This is a genomic window from Dongia sp. P2_B8 (assembly GCF_056404715.1).
This window is the reverse complement of record NZ_JBFUDM010000001.1, coordinates 994,874-1,013,371: the sequence shown is the minus strand read 5'-3', so window position 1 is coordinate 1,013,371 and position 18,498 is coordinate 994,874. Positions and strand designations below refer to the sequence as shown.

Below are 18,498 nucleotides of genomic sequence, written 5' to 3'. Positions count from 1 at the left end.
TAAGGGAAGCGTGATTGGCGCCAAATCAGCGGCAAAGCTCCACAAAGTCAACCTCGTTTTGCCGCTTTCAGGCCAAATCCCGTCAAGATCGCCCTTCAAAGCTGTGTGCAGCCGGGATAGGTTCCCCAGGACAATCCCAGCCAGTTCCCGCCAGTTGAGCAAACGAGCCGAACATGACCGCCAATACCGCCCGCCTGTTCCAACCCTTCGACATCCGTGGCTGCCGCATCAAAAACCGGATCTTTTCCACCGGCCACGACACCACGATGCCGACCAAGGGCGTGCCCAACGAGCCACTGGTCGCCTATCACAAGGCGCGCGCCGAGGGCGGCGCCGGCCTCATCATCATGCAGGTGGCCGGTGTCCATGAGACGGCGCGTTATACCTCGCACCTCATCATGGCAACGACCGACGATTGCATCCCGGGCTACGAGGCCGTGGTCGCCGCCTGCAAGCCCTATGGCACCAAGATCTTCAGCCAGCTGTTCCATCCCGGCCGCGAGATCATGGAGAGCCAGGACGGAACGGCACCTGTGGCTTATGCGCCCTCCGCCGTCCCCAACGAGCGTTTTCATGTCATGCCGCGGCCGATGTCGAGGCGCATGATCAAGGAGATCATCGACGGTTATGCGTCCGCTGCCGACCGCCTGCACCGCGCCGGCCTCGACGGTGTCGAGATCGTCGCCAGCCACGGTTATCTGCCGGCACAATTCCTCAACGAACGCACCAATCTGCGCACCGACGAATATGGCGGCAGTTTCGAGAACCGCCTGCGCTTCGTCAAGGAAGTGGCGGAGGCGATCCGTGCCAAGGTCGGCCCCGACATGGTGATCGGCCTGCGTATCAGCGGGGACGATCATGACCATAACGGCCTGCAGGAAAGCGAAAGCCTTGCCGCCATCATGGCCCTCGATGGCGTGATGGACTTTTTCAACGTGATCGCCGGCTCATCCGCCACATTTGCGGGCGCCATTCATATCGCGCCACCGATGGCGTTTGCCAACGGCTATGTGGCACCCTTCGCCGCCACCGTGAAAGCCAAGGTGAAGGCCGCCGTTTTCGTCGCCGGTCGCATCAACCAGCCACAAGATGCAGAGAAGATTCTCGTCAGCGGTGCCGCCGACATGATCGGCATGACCCGCGCCATGATCTGCGATCCCGACATGCCGCGGAAGGCCGAGGCCGGCAAGCTCGACGATATCCGCGCCTGCATCGGCTGCAACCAGGCCTGCATCGGCCATTTCCATCTCGGCTATCCGATCTCCTGCATCCAGCATCCGGAGACCGGGCGCGAACTTACTTACGGCGCTAGGAAGCCGCTGCTCAAAAAGAAGAAGATCCTCATCGCCGGTGGTGGCCCCGGCGGCATGAAGGCTGCAGCCGTGGCCTCCGAGCGCGGCCATGAGGTGATCCTGTGCGAGGCCGCCGACCGCCTTGGCGGCCAGGCACTGCTGGCACAAATGCTGCCCTCCCGCGCCGAGTTCGGCGGCATCATCACCAACCTCACACGCGAAGTGCAGATCGGTGGCGCCGAAATCCGCACCCGCACCAAGGTGACGCGCGCCCTCGTCGAGGCGGAGAAACCGGATGCGGTCATCATCGCCACCGGCGCCCGGCCGCGCGGTGCACTGCAGGCCGGCATCGAAGGTGTCGAGAGCGGCCATGTGGTGAGTGCCTGGGCCGCGATCCGCGACGAGGTCAATATCGGCAGCTCCGTCATCATCGCCGATTGGCGCTGCGACTGGGTCGGCTTGGGCCTTGCCGAAAAGCTCGCCCGCTCCGGCTGTCGCGTGCGCCTCTGTGTCGACGGATACATGGCCGGCCAACGCATCCACCAATATGTCCGCGATCATTGGGTAGGCGAACTGCACAAGCTCAATGTCGAGATCATCCCCTATGCCAGGCTTTATGGCGTGGATGGCGACACTGCCTACTTCCAGCACGCGACCAGCGGCGAGCCGATCATTTTCGAAGGCGTTGATACGGTCGTGGCCTCGCTGGGCCATGACAGCCAAAGCGAACTGGAGGCTGAACTGGACGGATGGAACGGTGAACTCCACGTCATCGGCGATTGCCTGACCCCGCGCACGGCCGAGGAGGCCGTGCTCGAGGGACTGAAAGTCACGGCGGAGATCTGATCCCGGATGCAATTGCCCTTCTCGCCACCCACGCGCGCGCGCATCCTCTGCCTCCTCCTCGGTGCTGCCGGCGGCTTCGTGTTCCAGCTGCTACATCTGCCATTACCCTGGATGATGGGGGCAATGACCTTCACCACCGTCGCCGCCATGGCCGGTATCCGCATTGCCCTAATGCTGCGTGTCCGCATGGTCTTTGTTGCCGTGCTGGGGATTATGCTGGGAAGCGCCTTCACGCCGCAGATCATCGATCATCTGCAGTTCTGGGCGATCAGCTTTTTGTGGCTCGGCCTCTATGTGGTCGTGACCACCTTTGTTGTACGGCTCTATTACACCCGTGTTGCAGGCTATGACCCTGTCACGGCCTATTTCGCCGCGGCACCCGGTGGGCTTTCGGAAATGATCATGGCCGGCAGCGCCTTTGGCGGCGACGAGGCGCGAATTTCACTGGCCCATGGCGCCCGCATTCTGGTCGCGGTCTTCGTGCTTTCCTTTGGCTATCGCTGGTTCGGCGGCTATGCCCCGCCGGCAGGCGGCATCATAGCCAGCACAGCCCCGATCGACTGGCTGGATGTCCTGTGGCTGCTTGGCGCCGGCATCGTCGGATTCTTCGGGGCGCGCATGTTGCGGCTGCCGGCCTATGCTCTGGTCGGGCCAATGATCGTCAGCGCCGCGCTCCATGTCCTTGGCATCACTGCCTCGAAGCCACCGGCAGAGCTCGTGGCCGTGGCGCAGATCGTGGTCGGCTCAATGATCGGCGCGCGGTTCACCGGGTTGCCGCTGAGACTCGTGTTACGCGGGATCCTGCTGGCGATGGGCGCCACTTGCCTGTTGCTGCTGGTAGCTGTCGGCTTCGGCCTCGTGGTAGAGGCGACCGCCGAGATGCCGTTCGGCTCCGCCCTCCTCGCCTTCGCGCCGGGGGGGCTTGCGGAAATGAGCCTCATCGCATTCGCACTCGGCGTCGATGCCGCCTATGTCTCCAGCCACCATGTCGTGCGTATTTTCATGATTGTGGTCGCAGCTCCCCTGGTCTTCCGTCTATTGAGCCACAAGCGTTAGCGCCATCGTCTTCAGCCGTTTGAGATCGGTCTTGCCGGTGCCCAGCACCGGCAGTTCCTCGATGCGGTGGAGGTCCGCTGCTTTCGGCACCCAGATCTTCGGCAGGCCGGAACTGTTGAGGCCCTGCCAGACCAGCTCCGGCGCCATGCTTTCATCGGCGATATAGAAGCCGACCAGGCGTTCGCCCTTGGCCGCATCCGGCACGGCGGTCACATTGGCACCATTGATGCCAGGGATCTGCAGCATGGCTTCCTCGACCTTCAAATGCGGCACCATCTCGCCGCCGATCTTGGAGAAACGCGACAGGCGGTCGGTGATGCGGATGAAGCCGTCCTCGTCGATCACCGCGATATCGCCGGTGACATACCAGCCATCCTTGATGACCTCGGCCGTTTTTTCCGGATTGTTGAGGTAGCCCACCATGCGGCCCGGCCCCTTGAGCAGCAGCAGCCCCTCCGAACCTTCCTTGAGGTCGGCCAACGTGTCGGGATCGACGATCCGGGCGGCGACACCGGGGACCGGATGGCCGACCGTGCCCGGCTTGTGCCCGGTCTGGTTCTCGCCCCCTTCCATGACATTGGGTACGTTGACCGAGACCACCGGCCCCATTTCGGTAGCACCATACCCTTCGAGCATGTCGAGGCCGAACTTCTCCTTGAACGCCGCGGCGAAGTCAGGCCGCAGCCGTTCCGCTCCCACCACGACATGACGCAGGCTGGCAAAATCCTCCGCTGGACAAATGCGCAGATAGGCTTGGCAGAAGGTCGGCGTCGAGATGAGGATGGTGGCCTTGTATTTACGAATGAGGCCACCGATGGTTTTCGCATCCAGCGGATTGGCGTGATAAACGGCGCCGAGCCCAACCACCAGCGGCAGGCACAGTGTCCCGGTGAAGCCGAAGGAATGGAAGAACGGCAGTACGCCAATCACCCGGTCGTCCTTCTGCACCCACAGGATCTGGGCAATGGCTTCGAGGTTCGAAACAACATTGTGCTGCGAGAGCATGACGCCCTTAGGTTCGCCCGTTGAACCGGAACTGAACATCACCGTGCACAGATCGTCGACCGATTGCCCGCGCGGTCCGGCGAAGCGTACCAGCAAGGATGTCGGTGTCAGCAGCGTCGCCACATACATGATCATCTGTGCGGCCTTGCTCTGCTGCCCCAGCAGATCTTCGACGAAGATCATGTCTGGGCGCTCCGCAAGCTTCGCCTTGGCCAGGAAAGTGCGTGCCGACACGATCGTCTTGATGCCGCATTGCTTGATGGCTGAGTCCATCGCCTCGGCGCCGATGGAGAAGTTGAGGTTGACCGGCACCTTGCCGGCCAGCATCAGGCCCATGTTGACGAGCGCCGCCGCAACCGAACTCGGCAACAGGACACCAACCATCTTGTCCGCCGGCCGCTCGCGGGCAAACCAGCGGCCGAGCAGCCGCGATCCGGTCAGAGCCTGGCCGAAATTCAGCTCGCGGCCCAGCGAGTCAGCAAGGGCCATGCGGAACCAGCGCTTCTTGGCCGACTGGATGAAGCGGTTGGCAACAAGATCATCGGGCCTGCGGCGCACCCGAAAGGCATCGCCACCCAACTCCAGCAACTTCTGCCGAACCTGCCAGGCCTTGGTCGTGGATGGCAGCGGTTTGCCGAAGGTGATGGTCACCGGATAGAACAGGCGGCTCGGCCATTTCCAGAAGAACCTGCCGTCCTTGAAGCTGAAGATCGAGCCCCAGACCTGGTCGAGATGGACCGGGATCACGGGTGTCTCGATCCCATCGATGATGCGCTCGAAGCCCCGCTTGAAGGGCAGCATGTTGCCAGTGCGGCTGATCGCCCCTTCAGCAAAGATGCACACGACGTGACCGCCTTCCAGTTCGGTCCGCGCCTTCTTGATCGGCTCCAGCACCTTGCCGCCACCCGTCGGAATGGCCCGCATCATCTTCAGGAAGCGGCCGAGACCCGGAATGTTGAAGAAGGGCGCATAGACCATGAAGCGCACGAATCGCTGCACGCAGGAACCAACCAGCAGCCCGTCGACGAAGGAGAGATGGTTGCACACCAATAGGGCCGGGCCGTTCAACGGCACGTTCTCGGCGCCGACAATGCGGATACGATAGATCGAATGTGCCAGCAGCCACAACACGAAGCGGATGAAGAAATCCGGCAGCAGGAAGAAGATATAGCCAGTCACCAGGAAACTCAGCACACCGCCAACCATGATGACCTGGTCCGGCGTCAAGGCAAGCACGCTGCCCAGCACCAAATTTGTGCCGAACGCCAGGGCGATCGCGAGGAAGTTGAGGAAATTGTTGGCGCCGATGATGCGCCCACGGGATGCAAGGGCCGATTTCTGTTGTAGCATGGCATTGAGCGGTACGGTGTAGAAGCCGGCGAAAAAGCCAAGCGACGCGAGGCAGGCAACCGCCGACCATGTATGGTCCATGGTCAAGAGCAGGATCGCCGTGACGCCCATGCCGACCGATCCGATTGGCACCAGCCCGAATTCCACCTTGTGTCCAGAGAGCCGCCCGGCCACCAGGCTACCGATGCCAATGCCGATGGCGACGGCCGCCCACAGGCCACCAGTCGCACTCTCGCTGAGTCCCAGCACCGTGGTGCCATAGAGCGGGATAGAGATCTGGACCAATGCAGCCAGGAACCAGAACCATGAATTGCCGAGGACCGTCAGCATGAGGCGTCGATCGCCCAGCAGTTCCCGCATGCCCGACCCAATGCCGGCAAGCGGACTGGCGCTGAAGGTGGGTTTTTCCTGCGGCACCGGTGTCCGCCCGATGCCAAATGCGGCCATTGTGCCGACAACGGCAATCACCAGCGGCACGATGCCCATGATGAGCGGATCATGCCCAACCGTCTGATAGAGCGCACCGCCGGCCCAGGTACCAATGATGATGGCAAGGAAGGTGCTCATCTCAATCAGCGCATTGCCGCGCGACAGGTCGGACGGCGGCAGCAGTTCCGGCAAGGAGCCGTATTTTGCCGGACTGAAGAAGGTTGAATGCGTCGCGATCAGGAACATCACCACCATCATCAGGGTGAGGTCCTGCTGCAGGAAGGCATAGAGGCCAAGCAGCATGGCGACGATTTCGACCGACTTCGTGATGATCAGAACCGACCTCTTGGAATAGATGTCGGCCAGCTGGCCCGCATAACCTGAGAAGGCTAGAAAGGGCAGCACAAAGAGGACGCCGATGATCGTGATATAGGTGTTGGCGAGCATGCCCTCCGGCTGCTGCCGGGCGAGATCGATCGCGAAGAAGGTCACGACGTAGCGATAAAGATTATCGTTGAGGGCACCCAGAAACTGGGTCAACAGCATCCAGGCAAAGCCCGGATCGAGCACCAGACGCATATAAGAGCGGTCGTTCATACTTTTGCTTCCCCCAATTTCTCCTACAAAATCAGGGTTCGGGGACCTCAAAGTCAAGGTGCGCAACGCGAGTCTTGTTCACATTCGCCCGCTTCCACCCTAGACTGTGTGGATCATGACCCAGAAAACCATCATCAAGACCACCTGCCCGCGCGATTGCTACGACGCCTGCGGCATCGCCGTCGTCAAATCCGAGGATGGTCGCGTCAAGGTCCTGGGCGACCCTGACCATGCGGTGAGTCGCGGCGCGCTGTGTGGAAAATGCGCCATCGCCTATAACGGCGCCTATCTCGACCCAAAGGCGCGCCTCACCCAGCCCTTGCTGCGCAGCGGCCCCAAGGGCAGCGGTCAATATAAGCCGGTCAGCTGGGACCAGGCCGTCCAGATCATTGCAGAACAGCTGCAGCAGATCGTCGCCGAAAGCGGCCCGGAAACCATCTGGCACACCCATTATACCGGCACCTGCTCGGCCATCGCCGGCGGCTTTCCGCAGCGCTTCTTCCACAAGCTTGGCGCCAGTGAGGTCGATCCGGACAGTATCTGCAATGCCGCCGGGCACGCAGCCCTCAACTATCTCTACGGCACCTCCAGCGACGGCTTCGATCCGCGCATGGCCAAGGATGCCGCCTGCATCATGGTCTGGGGCGCCAATCCCTCAGCGTCTGCCCCCCATCGACATAAATACTGGCTCAAGGAAACGCCGGCCAAGGTGATTGTGATAGATCCCGTGCGGCATGAGACGGCGGACCAGGCCGATCTCCATCTGCAGCCCTTCCCCGGCTCCGATGCGGCCCTAGCCTTCGGTCTGCTGCATATCCTGGTGCGCGAGAAGCTGATCGATCAGGCCTTCGTCGCCGCCCATACGATCGGTTGGGAAGAACTGGCACCCACGATCGCCAGGGCCGATCCGGCCTGGACCGAAGCCGCAACGGGCGTGCCGGCCGCCGATATCATCGCCGCCGCCCGGATCTATGGCAGCGGTCCAGCCTTGCTGTGGCTGGGCCAAGGCCTGCAGCGCCAGCCCATGGGCGGCAACATCTTCCGCGCCATCGGCCTGCTGCCGGCAGCGACCGGCAACTTCGCCAAGCCCGGCGCCGGCCTCCTCTATCTCAACGGAGGTGCCCGGCGCGGCATTGATGGCGACTATCTCGAAGCACCGCATCTGCGCAGGAACGAGCGCCAGGTTGTCAGCCATATGGACCTGGTCGATCTGCTGCGCGACCGTAGGCGCGCCCGCGCTTTGTTCACCTGGAACATCAACATCGCCGCCTCCAACCCGCGTCAGGCGGATCTCCGCGACACGCTCAACAGCGACGATCTGTTCCATGTCGCCATCGATCTTTTTCCCACCGACACGGTTGACCATGCCGATCTCATTTTGCCGGCAGCCTCGTTCCTGGAATTCGACGATCTGGTCACGTCCTATTTCGACCTCACCGTCTCGCCCCAAGTTGCAGCGCAGGCGCCCATGGGCGATGCCTTGCCCAACCAGGACATCTTCCGCCGCCTCTCAAAGGCGATGGGCTACACCGATACAGAATTGTTTGAGCCCGATGCGGCGATCCTCGACAATCTTACCCAGCAGCTTGGTCAGAAGAATTTCGCGGCGCTGAAAGAAACCGGCACTGTGCAGCGGTGGGCCAAGCCGGTGACTCAGTTCCCCGATCTCAAATTCCCGACTGCGTCAGGCAAGATCGAAATCGCCAGCGATGCCGCCGAGGCTGCGGGCTTGCCGCGAGTCCCGACGGCACATGTCGACAAGAAGCCGGCCGGCACCAAGCTGCGGCTGCTCTCCCCAGCCTCGAAATGGCTGATGAACAGTTCCTATCACAACGATCCCAAGATCGGCGCCAAACTCGGCCTGCAGAACGTCACCATGCATCCGGATGACGCCGCCGCCCGCGGCCTCGCCGAGGGGCAGCATGTACGCGTTTCGAACGCTACCGGCGCCATCGACATGGTCGTTGAAATCGCGACCACCCTCCCCCGCGGCGTAGCACTCGCCGCCAAGAGCCGCTGGCCGAAACTCATCGCCGGGGGCTTAAGCGTCAACGCCCTCAACCCCGGCACCAAGAGCGACATGGCGGAAAGCTCGAGCGTGCACGGGATTGAAGTGGAAGTGCGTCCGCTCTAACACCACACCCGAACAAACGCCCCCTCACCCTGACCCTCTCCCGCGAGGGGAGAGGGGGCGGCTCAGGATTTAACCCGCGCCATCTTCGGGTCATAAAGCGGCTGCAGGCTGACCTTGGCCGGATAGCGCTGGCAGGCGATCTCCAGTTCATAGGTGCCACTGAGCACATCCTCGGCGCTGACGCCGTTCTCCTTGTCGCGCACATAGCCGATGCCGATATTGGTACCGAGCGTGTAACCATAGCCACCAGACGCCAGCCAGCCGACTTGGCGCCCGTTGCGGAAGATAGTCTCGCGGCCCAGCAGCACGACGCTCTGGTCATCGACCGTGAAGCAAGCCAGCAGCTTGGGCAGCTTCTTTTGCGCCCCACCTTTCTCCAACTGCGCCGTCAACGCCTCGCGGCCCAGGAACGGCGTGTTGTTCTTTAGCTTCACCGCCCAGCCCATGCCGGCTTCCAGCGGCGAATGATCCGGCGTGATGTCCGACGACCAGGCCCGGTAGAATTTCTCCAGGCGAAGACTTTCGATGGCACGGTAACCGGCATTGGCAATCCCATGCACCTGCCCCGCCGCCCACAGGGCGTCGTAGACGGCTACCATGGTTTCGACCGGAATATGCAGCTCCCAACCCAATTCGCCGACATAGGTCACGCGGAGCGCCCGCACATTGGCGCCGGCAATCGCAATCTCCTGTGCCGTGCCGAATGGGAACGCGGCATTGGAAACATCACTCGGCGTCACCGCCGCCAGCACGTCACGCGCCTTCGGCCCCATCAACGACAAGACGCCGTAGCCCGATGTCACATCGATCAGGCGCGCGTCCAATCCCGCGGGAATATGCGACGAGATCCAGTGGAAATCGTGGGTCGCATAGCCGGTCCCCGTCACGATATAGTAGGCATCCTCCGCCACACGCGTGACCGTGAGATCGCATTCGATGCCACCACGCTGGTTCAGCATCTGGGTATAGATGATCGTTCCCGGCTTCTTGGCGACATCGTTGCTGGCGATCCACGACAGAGCGGATTCGGCGTCGCGTCCGACCAGCATGAACTTTGCAAACGAGGTCTGGTCGATCAGTACCACCCGCTCGCGTGCAGCCTTGTGCTCATTCCCCACATGCTCGAACCAGTTCTGGCGTTCGTAGGAATAGGCATCCTTCGGCTCAACGCCCTTGGGGGCAAACCAGTTCGGCCGCTCCCAGCCGAGCTTCCAGCCAAAGACGGCACCCTGCTCCTTCAGCTTGGCGTAAAGCGGCGAGACGCGTACCGGCCGCACGCTTTCCAATTCCTCATGCGGCCAGGCCATCGAATAATGATGGGCATAGGCTTCGAGTGTGCGCGTCAGCACCCAGTTCTTGTCGCGATGCACCGACCCGAAGCGGCGGATATCGACCGGCCACAGATCCATCGGCGGCTCGCCACCGGCGACCCATTCGGCCAAAGCGCGCCCAGCACCGCCGCCAGACGCGATACCGAAGGCGTTGAAGCCCGCGCCGACATAGAAGTTCTTCACTTCCGGGGATTCACCGAGGATGAAGTTGCCGTCCGGCGTGAAACTCTCGGGTCCGTTGATCATCTGTTTGACGCCGGCGGTCTCCAGTGTGGGGACGCGCGCCAGGGCCTGTTCCATCAATTGCCCGAAATGATCCCAATCATTATCCAGCAGCTGGAACGCAAAATTGCCCGGCAGCGCAAAGCGGTCTTTCCCCGGCAGCCACGGGATCGGGTTATGCTCATAGCCGCCCATCACCAGCCCGCCCACCTCTTCCTTGAAATAGATCAGGCGGTCTGGGTCACGCAATGTTGGCAAATTCTTCGGCACGCCGGCCATGGCTTCAGTGACGATGTACTGATGCTGCACCGATTGCAGTGGGACATTGACGCCCGCGAGGGCCCCGATCTCCCGCGCCCACTGGCCGCCGCAATTGACGATGACGTCAGCGGCGATGCGACCCTTATCCGTCACCACCGCGACCGCGCGGCCCTTGACCACCTCGATGCCCGTGACGGCTGTTTCCTCAATGATCTTCACCCCGGCCAATCGCGCGCCCTTGGCCAAGGATTGCGCAATGTCAGCCGGATTGGCCTGGCCATCGGTCGGCAGGAAGGCAGCCCCTACCACATCGCCGATATCCATGATCGGCCACAGATCCTGCGCTTCCTTGGGCGACAGCAGATGCATCTCCAGCCCGAACGAATGCGCGGTTGTCGCCTGGCGTTTGATCTCCGTCATGCGCGCCTGGTTGCAGGCAAGGCGCAACCCACCATTCATCTTCCAGCCAGTGGCAAGGCCCGTCTCGGCCTCCAGCTTGTTGTAGAGCTCGACAGAATATTTGAGAAGCTGCGTGATGTTGGCTGAGGTCCGCAGCTGCCCCACCAGACCCGCCGCATGCCAGGTCGACCCGCTCGTCAGCTTGTGCCGCTCGACCAGCACCACGTCCTTCCAGCCGAGCTTGGCCAGATGATAGGCGGTCGAGCAGCCGATGATGCCGCCGCCAATGATAACGGCGCGCGCGGAAGTCGGCAAAACACTCATAAGATACTCCTCACATATTCCGGAAATCGCCGAGGGCGCGCTCGAAGCGCGCCAGATTCTCGGCTGTATAGGCCGCATAGTCGAAATCCAGCGTGGAATGGATTTCGGAAATCATGCTCCACATGGTTTCGCGCAGCAGCGATGCACATTTCATGGCGTGATAGCGCCGCAGCAGGTCGGCATCTGCCTTGCGCTCGAAATAAGCTTCCAGCAAGTGCGTCTCGTCGCCGGCCGGCACTTCATTGTTGGAGCAGAGATTGGCAAGATCGAAGAGTGGCGAATTGAAGCCTGCATAATCCCAGTCGATCAGCCACAGCTTCGATCCGGCATCGATGAAATTCGTCGGCAACAGGTCATTGTGGCCATAGACAATCTCGACCGCCCCCACCGCCTGTTCCAATTCTGCGGCAATTCCCAGCAAGCGCGGCAGCGTGGCGATATGACGGCTGTTCCCCGCTTCCAGCGAATGGCCATAGTCGCGCAGCACATGAAACACCCAGAAGATCAGCGCCGGACCGGTCACATGGAGCGGCATCTCGCGGTGGCATTTGCGGATGAGCGGCAGAATGCGCGCCAGCATCTCGGGCCGGCGGACGTCTTCGGCACTCAGCGTCTTGCCGTCGATGAACTCGAACACCAGGGCGCCGGGTGCTGCATGCACCACCTTGGGCGACAGGCCGCAGGCAGAGGCAGCTTGGCTCGCGGCCAGTTCGTTAAAGCGCATCACGCCATGGACGGGAATGTCGTCGCCGATGCGCACGAAATAGCGCCGGCCCGCATCATCGACGCGAAAATTGGCGTTGGTGATGCCGCCCTTGATGATTTCAGGCAGGACCTTGCCCGACCAACAGGTCAGGGCCTGAACCCGTGCCATCGCCTCCTGCATTGCCCGCCCCCTTGCATGCACTTTTGCCCATCATTCGCCACTGATCGACACAAATGTCAACAAGGAAGGCGCAACAATTGTTGATTCTATGTTGCAATTCCGCAAGAGCATACAAATTCGGCCGCCACCAGACTGAATTTGATCATCGTTTCAAACGGTTACACGCTGCAGCAAAAGACCCTCAGAGCACCTTAACGTTGCTGAGGAAGCCTTTCACCAGATGGTCGAGCTGCGCCGATTGCCGGGCCAGTTCGCCTGCCGATGCTCGCACATTGGTAGCGGCTTCATTGCTGGCCCGCGCCGCATCGCTGACCAGCGAGATATTCTGGGTCACCTCCTCCGTGCCTTTCGCCGCCTCCTCGACATTGCGGGCGATCTCGCGGGTCGCCGCCGTCTGTTCCTCGACGGCAGCCGCAATTGTCGCCGAAATCTCGTGACTGCGCTTGATAGTGTCTGAAATCTGGCGGATGGCTGTGACCGCGGTGCCGGTCGAACTCTGCACATCACCGATCTGCTGGCCGATTTCCTCCGTCGCACGGCCGGTTTGTTGCGCCAGATTCTTCACCTCGCTGGCAACGACAGCAAAGCCGCGGCCCGCCTCGCCAGCCCGCGCTGCCTCGATCGTCGCATTGAGCGCGAGGAGATTTGTCTGGTTGGCGATGTCCTGGATCAAGGTCACGACCTGGCCGATGCGGTCGGTGGCTGCCGCGAGGCCGGTTACGACACTGCTGGTCCGCTCCGCCTCCGCCACAGCTTCCTCCGCCACCTTGGTCGACATGGTGACCTGGTTCCCGATCTCGCCGATCGACGCGTTCAGTTCCTCCGTGGCTGCCGCCACCGTCTGCACATTGGTCGACGCTTCGGTGGCGCCAGATGAAACGGCCTGGGCGCCGGCACTCACCGATTGTGCGGATTCCGCCATGCTCTTGGCCGTTCGCTCCATTTCCTCGACCGCATGATTGACGGTCCCCAAAGCAGCCGCGACATCCCTGTCGAAGCTCCGCGTCAGTTCCTGCATCCGCTCGCCGCGTTCCACCTGCTGGCGTTGTGCGGCGGCCTGTTCCGCCGCAAGTCGCTGCGATTCCAGCATCGAGTTTTTGAACACCTCGACACTCTGCGCCATATGCCCGATCTCGTTGCTGTAGTCAGTTGCCGGGATCGCGACGTCCTGGCGGCCACCGGACAAGGCGAGCATCGCCTTGGTCATGGCAGAGATCGGGCTCACAATCCTGCCGCCGATCATGGCTGCCACAATGACAGCGATGATCGCCACGACCACGATCGCAATGGCGATCCAAAGGCGGGTCTTGGCACTCAGCTTTTCAGCTGCATCGCTGGCGGCCAGGAATTGCTCATTGATGCGACCGATCATGTCGGTCACAAGGGGATCAACCTTGGCAAAGGCTTCAGAAAGCTTCTTCTCGTCATCGATCAGTTTGAGCCGTGTCGCCGCCACCGACTTGAAGTCATTGGCATAGCCTTCCATCAACGACTTGATCTGGTCACGATCTGCCGCTGGAATCGATGTCGCTTGCAGGTCCGCGATGAAGCCTGCCGCGGTCTTGGCATGGGTATCGACATATTTTGGGTCCAGCCGCAGCAGGAAGTCCTTTTCTGCCCGGCGCAACATCAGCATTGTGATCGTCAGCTTGTCCTGCGACAGGGCTTTCAGCCGGTCCTCGACATCGTGCACGGATTTCCGCAATTGGCCGCGCAGACCCAGTTCATCATTGAGGCCGATGGCAATCCAGTCCGCGGTCGTCGCAGCAAATGCCTGCTGATACTCACCGACCCCAGCACGAACGGTTGCCACCGATTCCTTATAGCTACCTTCTGCGTCAGCCGCTTCGAGCTTGGCGAGATGCTCATCGATCGCCTGCATGACCTCCGCATGCTGCTTCACATATTTCTCGTCAAGCCGGAGCAGGAAATCCTTCTCGCGCCGCCTGGCGTTGAGGAATTCGTATCGCAGATCCTGCGCGACGACATAGATCTCCGTCGCATGGTTGGCGCGGGCCTGCTCGGCACCACGGGCACCGTCAGCGATCAGGTAGTAGACCAGTATGCCGAGGAACCCGATCAGCGCGACCAGGCTGACCAATTGAATCTGCCATGAGATTTTGAAGCTTTTGAAGACAGCGGCCATCCATCCCTCCTGCCCAACTCATTTCCCACCGCGCTATGCGGGTGATCTACGGTCGTGGTGTGGCTGGCGCCAATGCTTCGGCCCCCATTCTTCTACCGGGGCCGGATCGTCCAACGCCAGCAAGCGGTCGCACTGCGGCTGTGGATTGCTTGAGTATTTCAGTTAAATGCTGCCGAGGTGTTAACGGCTTGATCAGGCTTACTTTCCCAGCCTCGTTGCAATATGGGCAGGATGTCCTGTCTTAAGGTTACCTTGCGCCTCACTTAAGATACGCTCAATTGTCTATCTATCCGATAGAGATTAAATCTGCTTCTGCCGACGCGACTTTTCCACGGGCTGAGTCCTGGATCCAAGACGTGTTTCAGAGGGAGAGCAGATATGTCGCGACCAATTCGACGACTTCCATCATTGAATGCCTTGCGCGCCTTTTGGGCGGCTGCCCGGCATGGCAGCTTCGTGGCCGCGGCGGAAGAACTCCATGTCACCGCCTCGGCCGTCAGCCTGCAAGTGCGGCAGTTGGAGGATGAGCTGGGTCAGAAACTGTTCGACCGCACGCCACGGGGCCTCGCATTGACCGCCGATGGTGCGCAGATCCTGCCCGGCGTGAACGACGCCTTTGCGCGCCTGCAGGAAACGCTGATCGACGATCAGGCCGGCGCTGACCAGCAGATCCTGACCTTGTCGGTAGCCCCCTCCTTTGCCACCAAATGGCTGCTGCCGCGTCTCGACAGTTTCTGCACGCAATATCCAGCCTTCGATGTGCGCGTGATGGCGACGCATGAACTCACCGATTTCGCCAAGGAAACGATCGACCTCGCCATTCGCTATGGGCGCGGTGGCTATGCCGGTGTTGCCAGTGAACTGCTGATGCGCGAAACCGTTTTTCCCGTTTGCGCCCCGCGTCTGCTAGAAGCCCATGCAGATGCCGACCTTCATCATCTGCTGCGCACCCTGCCGCTCCTCCATGATGACAGCCCGGACCAGGACGACACCTGCCCCGATTGGAAGAGCTGGTTCAAGGCAGCCGGCATCCTCGATGTCGAAGCACAGCGCGGGTCACGCTTCAACCAGTCGATCTTTGCCCTGGAGGCAGCCGCCAACGGCTTAGGGGTCGCTCTCGCAAAATCGTCACTGGTGCAACAGGACCTGGCCACCAACCGCTTGGTGCGCCTGGGCCATGACGATGTGCCGATTGAATTCGCCTATTTCCTGGTCTATCCGCCGGAGCGCAGCAAGCGGCCGGCGATTGCCGCCTTCCGCAAATGGATTCAAGCTGAGATCAACGATCATCAAGGCAAGGCTACAAGCGCCCAGCGCAACCACCGAGGAATACTCGATCTGGCGCAGAGTTAATCTCGTTTGTGAGACTCACCTAGCACCTTCTACCATCCACTTACTGACAACGGACTAACAACATCCGGTCTAGTGAATAGACCCGCGGCATTTGACGGGAGCAGCTTGCACCGCGACATCAAAGCTAAAGCGCCACGACGCAAGTCGTGGGTTCCCCTTGTGAAAGGAGTACCCGATATGAGTCTGCAACGAACGCCAACCAAATCTCCGGCCATCTCTTCGGCCAAATCTCCGCATCGCATCAGCATGTGTTGCAGCACTGGAACCTGTTGTTGAACAGGCCGTTACCAGGTTCGCGAACCGAAGCATTTGCTTCATCTTGCTGTCATTGATCCCGGCTTAGAACTCGCGTTGAAGCCGGTGAGGAGGTTCCCCGTGTCCAACTTGTCTAGCGTTTCCATCAGCCGCTCGGCGGCCAACGAAAATATCCCCGCTTTTGCGATCGAAATTGGCGATGTCTCCGCAGGGCTCGCCCTCCGCGAACGCGGTGGTTTCAGCTTCGTCGCGGCCGATCCGCGCTTTCGCGTGCTGGATGGCAGCCGCTTTCGCCGCCTGGCGCAATTGGAAGAAGCCGCCCGCAACCTGGCCCGGGTCAGCGGCGTCTGAACCAATCTCGGTCAGCTACCTCATAGAGAAATAAAAGAGCGCAAGCCTTCCAGGTTTGCGCTCTTTTATTCATGACATCATGCGCCAAACAAGAGCATTGCTGATCGTCGGCAATTTATAATCAGGCCTGAAAAGACTTAAGCTGGGCTCAAGGCGGGGTAGTCAGTATAACCCTCCTCGCCCGCCGTGAAAAAGGTTGCCTTGTCGGGCACATTAAGTACCGCACCCCCACGAATGCGCTCGGGCAGGTCCGGGTTGGCAAGGAAAGCGCTACCAAATACCACCGCATCTGCACGCTTGCTATCCAGCAAGGCTTCGGCAGTCGTTTGATCGAGGCCACCACCGACCAGGTAGGCACCCTGGAAACGCGGCCGTAGTAGCGCGTGGTAGTCGACCTCGGTCCCAAAAAGTGCCACGTGCAGATAGGCCAGCTTGAAAGCCTTCAAATGGTCGACAAGATACGTATAGGTTTCCTGCGGTGTCGCGTCGGAAACGTCGTTGTAGTTCATCTCTGGCGATATCTTGATGCCGACACGATCACCGCCGGCCTCCGCCACCATCGCCGCCAGTACTTCCAGCACGAAGCGCGCACGATTGGCGATAGAACCGCCATATTCATCTCGGCGCTGGTTGCTGCCGGATGAGAGGAATTGTTCGGGCAGGTAGCCCGATGCTGCATGTAGCTCGACCCCGTCGAAGCCAGCGGCCAGGGCCCGTCGGGTGGCCGCGCGATATCCGGCGACAACTTCAGCGATCTCCGCAATGCTCAGCGGGCGCGGTGTGACGAAATCCTGCTGGCCGCTGGCTGTCCAGGTTTGACCAGCAGCTTTCACCGCCGACGGCGCCACCGGTAGCGCACCCTCCGGCAACAGCGACGGGTGCGAGATACGCCCACAGTGCATGAGCTGCATGAAGATACGGCCGCCCCGCGCATGGACGGCCTCCGTCACGCGCTTCCAGGCGACCACCTGGGCCTCGGTTTCGATACCCGGCGTACGTACATAGCCCTTGCCCATCGCCGTGGGATAGGTGCCCTCACTGATGATCAGCCCGGCGCCAGCGCGTTGGCGATAGTAGGTGGTAGCCAGATCGCTGGGCACACCAGCGTCGTCCGCGCGCGAGCGTGTCATGGGCGCCATGACGAGACGGTTGGAAAGTTCAGTGCCGCCGATGCGGACCGACGTGAATAAGCGACTCATCTGGTGGTTCCTCCTGGAGATGACTGGAACAGAAGGTAGGTCTTTCATATCATGGTATAAATATGTCAAAATGGAACTCATTAATCCATTAATGGCGCAATAAGCATGGAACTTTTGAACGACATGGCGTTGTTTGTCGAAGTCGTGAAGGCCCGGAGCTTCCGCAGGGCGGCCGAGGTAATTGGCATGCCGAACTCGACATTGTCCCGACGGATCAGTGTCCTTGAGAAGGCAATCGGGCTGCGCCTCCTGCACCGGACGACGCGCAGGATCGAATTGACCGAGGCCGGCCAGCTCTATTTCGACCGCAGCAAGCGCATCGTCGACGAAGCGCGCCTTGCACATGAACAGCTTGGCGAGATGCTGGCGCAACCGACCGGCATATTGCATGTTTCTTTGCCGGTGGATTTTGCGACGACTTTCCTGGCGCCCAAGATGGCCGAGTTTGCCCGGCGCTATCCCGGCATCAGCTTCGAATTCGACCTGACGCCCCGGCGGGTCGATCTGGTAGCCGAGCCATTCGATGTGGCGATCCGCATGGGCGAGCAGCCAGATTCGAACCTGATCGCGCGCCAGTTGGCCCGACTTCCACGCTATCTGTACGCCTCGCCGAGATATCTCGAACTTTCCGGTGAGCCGCGCGAGCCAGCCGATCTATCGCTGCATGAGTGCCTGCGCATGCGCACGGCGGGGGCCGACCGATGGACACTGCTTGGCGCAGCGGGAACGGTCGAGATTGCTGTCAGCGGCCGGTTCCTGCTCAACAACGTCGGCATGATCCGGCGCTTGGCGACACTCAGCCTGGGTATCGCTGTGCTGGCGGAAGAAATTGTCGCCGAAGATTTAGACGCTGGCCGGCTGCGTCGCGTGCTGCCGCAATGGCAGGCCGCACCAATCCCTGTCTATGCCGTCACCGAGACACGCCTGCTGCCGGCCAAGACCCAGCGCTTCATTGAGTTCTTGCGCGAGTGCTTGCAGCAACCTTAATAACGCCCGCCCCTCACCCTGCCCTCAATTCTCGACCTTAGAAGCCTGGAGCTTAAGTCTGGAGCATCGCAAATA

Annotated in this window: 11 protein-coding genes; 6 read left to right on the top strand and 5 right to left on the bottom strand. The window is 61.1% G+C overall.

Features of this window, described 5'->3' with window-relative positions; translation table 11 throughout:
- The first annotated feature begins 173 nt into the window (after positions 1-173).
- Together AC1DWZ_RS04625 and AC1DWZ_RS04620 are read left to right on the top strand one after the other, a co-directional pair.
- On the top strand, positions 174-2,138 hold the full coding sequence (locus AC1DWZ_RS04625; RefSeq protein WP_477167687.1) for an oxidoreductase: 1,965 nt from the start codon (positions 174-176) through the stop codon (positions 2,136-2,138).
- A gap of 6 nt (positions 2,139-2,144) precedes the next feature.
- Complete coding sequence (locus tag AC1DWZ_RS04620) at positions 2,145-3,194, top strand: AbrB family transcriptional regulator (RefSeq protein WP_477167686.1); 1,050 nt, start codon at positions 2,145-2,147, stop codon at positions 3,192-3,194.
- Here the strand turns inward: AC1DWZ_RS04620 and AC1DWZ_RS04615 are convergent.
- On the bottom strand, positions 3,174-6,575 hold the full coding sequence (locus AC1DWZ_RS04615) for an acyl-[ACP]--phospholipid O-acyltransferase (RefSeq protein WP_477167685.1): 3,402 nt from the start codon (positions 6,573-6,575) through the stop codon (positions 3,174-3,176). The two genes, AC1DWZ_RS04620 and AC1DWZ_RS04615, sit on opposite strands and share 21 nt — an antisense overlap.
- Positions 6,576-6,690: 115 nt before the next feature.
- On the opposite strand from AC1DWZ_RS04615, the gene AC1DWZ_RS04610 reads away from it, so the two are divergent.
- The gene (locus AC1DWZ_RS04610; protein ID WP_477167684.1) at positions 6,691-8,709 is read left to right on the top strand and encodes a molybdopterin-containing oxidoreductase family protein; all 2,019 of its coding nucleotides are present in this window, start codon (positions 6,691-6,693) and stop codon (positions 8,707-8,709) included.
- A gap of 62 nt (positions 8,710-8,771) precedes the next feature.
- Here AC1DWZ_RS04610 and AC1DWZ_RS04605 read toward each other — a convergent pair whose 3' ends face one another.
- The 3 genes from AC1DWZ_RS04605 to AC1DWZ_RS04595 all read right to left on the bottom strand — a co-directional run bounded on the left by AC1DWZ_RS04605 (position 8,772) and on the right by AC1DWZ_RS04595 (position 14,278).
- On the bottom strand, positions 8,772-11,246 hold the full coding sequence (locus AC1DWZ_RS04605; protein WP_477167683.1) for a GcvT family protein: 2,475 nt from the start codon (positions 11,244-11,246) through the stop codon (positions 8,772-8,774).
- A gap of 10 nt (positions 11,247-11,256) precedes the next feature.
- Complete coding sequence (locus AC1DWZ_RS04600; RefSeq protein ID WP_477167682.1) at positions 11,257-12,120, bottom strand: phosphotransferase; 864 nt, start codon at positions 12,118-12,120, stop codon at positions 11,257-11,259.
- A gap of 193 nt (positions 12,121-12,313) precedes the next feature.
- Positions 12,314-14,278, bottom strand: a complete 1,965-nt coding sequence (locus tag AC1DWZ_RS04595) for a methyl-accepting chemotaxis protein (RefSeq protein WP_477167681.1) — start codon at positions 14,276-14,278, stop codon at positions 12,314-12,316.
- Positions 14,279-14,656: 378 nt separating this feature from the next.
- Here AC1DWZ_RS04595 and gcvA point away from each other — a divergent pair, with 378 nt between their 5' ends.
- Both gcvA and AC1DWZ_RS04585 read left to right on the top strand, forming a co-directional pair.
- Positions 14,657-15,631, top strand: coding sequence for a transcriptional regulator GcvA (gene gcvA / locus AC1DWZ_RS04590; RefSeq protein WP_477167680.1), 975 nt, complete (start codon positions 14,657-14,659; stop codon positions 15,629-15,631).
- Between the two features lie 375 nt (positions 15,632-16,006).
- Entirely contained in the window at positions 16,007-16,237 is a 231-nt protein-coding gene (locus AC1DWZ_RS04585; protein ID WP_477167679.1) for a hypothetical protein, read from the top strand.
- 137 nt (positions 16,238-16,374) lie between these two features.
- Here AC1DWZ_RS04585 and AC1DWZ_RS04580 read toward each other — a convergent pair whose 3' ends face one another.
- On the bottom strand, positions 16,375-17,436 hold the full coding sequence (locus tag AC1DWZ_RS04580; protein ID WP_477167678.1) for an alkene reductase: 1,062 nt from the start codon (positions 17,434-17,436) through the stop codon (positions 16,375-16,377).
- Positions 17,437-17,541: 105 nt separating this feature from the next.
- Between AC1DWZ_RS04580 and AC1DWZ_RS04575 the strand changes: the two genes are divergently transcribed.
- Positions 17,542-18,423, top strand: coding sequence for a LysR family transcriptional regulator (locus AC1DWZ_RS04575; protein WP_477167677.1), 882 nt, complete (start codon positions 17,542-17,544; stop codon positions 18,421-18,423).
- The last annotated feature ends 75 nt before the right edge of the window (positions 18,424-18,498 follow it).

What these genes read in the sequence shown, in the direction of transcription:
- AC1DWZ_RS04625 (WP_477167687.1), top strand. Translation starts at nt 174, where the DNA reads ATGACCGCCAATACCGCCCGCCTGTTCCAACCCTTCGACATCCGTGGC.
- AC1DWZ_RS04620 (WP_477167686.1), top strand. Translation starts at nt 2,145, where the DNA reads ATGCAATTGCCCTTCTCGCCACCCACGCGCGCGCGCATCCTCTGCCTC.
- AC1DWZ_RS04615 (WP_477167685.1), bottom strand. Translation starts at nt 6,575, where the DNA reads ATGAACGACCGCTCTTATATGCGTCTGGTGCTCGATCCGGGCTTTGCC.
- AC1DWZ_RS04610 (WP_477167684.1), top strand. Translation starts at nt 6,691, where the DNA reads ATGACCCAGAAAACCATCATCAAGACCACCTGCCCGCGCGATTGCTAC.
- AC1DWZ_RS04605 (WP_477167683.1), bottom strand. Translation starts at nt 11,246, where the DNA reads ATGAGTGTTTTGCCGACTTCCGCGCGCGCCGTTATCATTGGCGGCGGC.
- AC1DWZ_RS04600 (WP_477167682.1), bottom strand. Translation starts at nt 12,120, where the DNA reads ATGGCACGGGTTCAGGCCCTGACCTGTTGGTCGGGCAAGGTCCTGCCT.
- AC1DWZ_RS04595 (WP_477167681.1), bottom strand. Translation starts at nt 14,278, where the DNA reads ATGGCCGCTGTCTTCAAAAGCTTCAAAATCTCATGGCAGATTCAATTG.
- gcvA (WP_477167680.1), top strand. Translation starts at nt 14,657, where the DNA reads ATGTCGCGACCAATTCGACGACTTCCATCATTGAATGCCTTGCGCGCC.
- AC1DWZ_RS04580 (WP_477167678.1), bottom strand. Translation starts at nt 17,436, where the DNA reads ATGAGTCGCTTATTCACGTCGGTCCGCATCGGCGGCACTGAACTTTCC.
- AC1DWZ_RS04575 (WP_477167677.1), top strand. Translation starts at nt 17,542, where the DNA reads ATGGAACTTTTGAACGACATGGCGTTGTTTGTCGAAGTCGTGAAGGCC.